Annotated in this window: 2 protein-coding genes; both read left to right on the top strand. The window is 61.1% G+C overall.

Annotation, left to right across the window (positions count from 1 at the left end):
- Nucleotides 1-145 precede the first annotated feature (145 nt).
- Entirely contained in the window at nucleotides 146-619 is a 474-nt protein-coding gene (locus E8D38_RS27745; protein WP_181179565.1) for a DUF4259 domain-containing protein, read from the top strand.
- A gap of 99 nt (nucleotides 620-718) precedes the next feature.
- The gene (locus E8D38_RS27740) at nucleotides 719-1,069 is read left to right on the top strand and encodes a hypothetical protein (protein ID WP_140637502.1); all 351 of its coding nucleotides are present in this window, start codon (nucleotides 719-721) and stop codon (nucleotides 1,067-1,069) included.
- Nucleotides 1,070-1,271 lie beyond the last annotated feature (202 nt).

Here is a 1,271-nt window from a genome sequence, read left to right as displayed (position 1 = left end):
GCCACAGGTGCGGGGGCTGCACGAGGAGGCGTCATGACGCCCAACCCCTCCATCGAGCGGACCCACAACGGCGAGGCGCAGTCGCGGGCTTCGGCCACACCGAGCGCGCCGTTGCGGTCCGCTCATGTCGAACGTTAGGCCCCCTATGCTCAATCGCCGTCAATCTCTCCTTGCTCTTTCAACCGTGCTTGTGGCTCCGTCGGTCTCGGTGGCCGGCGCTTGGTCGCATGAGAGCTTCGAGAACGATGGTGCGCTGGACTGGGTCGCTGAATTCCAGGAGAGCCCTACCGCCGAGTTCCTTCGCCGGACGCTTGCTGTCGGCACCACCGGCAAATACATCGAGAGCTTCGCTGGCGAGTCGGTCATTGCCGCGGCTGAGGTGGTAGCAGCAAGCCTCGGTCGGCCCTGCAAGGGGTTTCCGCAGGAGTTGGGCGCAATCGTCGCCAAGTCCGGCACGCAGTTCCGGTCGCTCGCTTTGCCTGCTCAGCAGGCCCTTTCTGGCGTGCTCGGTCCCAAGTCCGAGCTTCGCCAGAATTGGAGCGTTCACGCTGAGAAACTCGCAAGGTGGGAGGGGAGTGTCAATGAATTGCTCAAACGTCTATCACGGCCGGTGGCCTAACCTCTCCATCGAGCGGACACACAACGGCGGGTGGCAATTGCCCGCTTCGGATGTGCTCGTTGCGCCGCTGTGTGCCGCTCATGTCGAACGTTAGCGCCCATGAGCCACGTTGAGACGCTTCAGTTGTTCGCAGCTGCTTTCGTGAGCAAGCCATTCCGCGAGCGCTTCGTACATGAGGCGCTCAAGAAACCAGGCAAACTGCACGAGCGCGTCTGTCATCGAATCGAAGAGATCTTCGCGCCGCAGTACAAGAACGGTACGGTCCAGTTCAACCCTGAAGAACCATGTTTGCTTCTGGGAGTACGACAGAGCCCACAAGAAACCACATGGAATCAGGTTCAAGGGCAAGTGGGGCTTGGTGCAGGCCTCTTGGTCATTGCCTTGTCTGCGACGAAGTTCTACGCCGAGACAGAGGGGCCTGGTGCAGAGGTGTGGGCCGGTGAGCGCTAACCACTCCATCGAGCGGACACACAACGGCGGGTCGCAGCGGTGCGCTTCGGAAGCGCTCGTTGCGCCGTTGTGTGCCGCCCATGTCGAACGTTAGAACTCATGCTCACCGAGGCGTTCTGGTTCTGGTTCGCAGTTGCAACTTGGGTCGTTTGCGTCGCTGTGTGCGTGCCATTTCTTGCTGCAATCAGAGAAGAGGTCCCGT

The sequence above is a fragment of the Methylibium rhizosphaerae genome (assembly GCF_006386545.1).
GTDB lineage: Bacteria > Pseudomonadota > Gammaproteobacteria > Burkholderiales > Burkholderiaceae_C > Pseudorivibacter > Pseudorivibacter rhizosphaerae.
The sequence above is the reverse complement of the archived record's forward strand: the minus strand, read 5'-3'. Positions and strand labels throughout refer to the sequence as shown.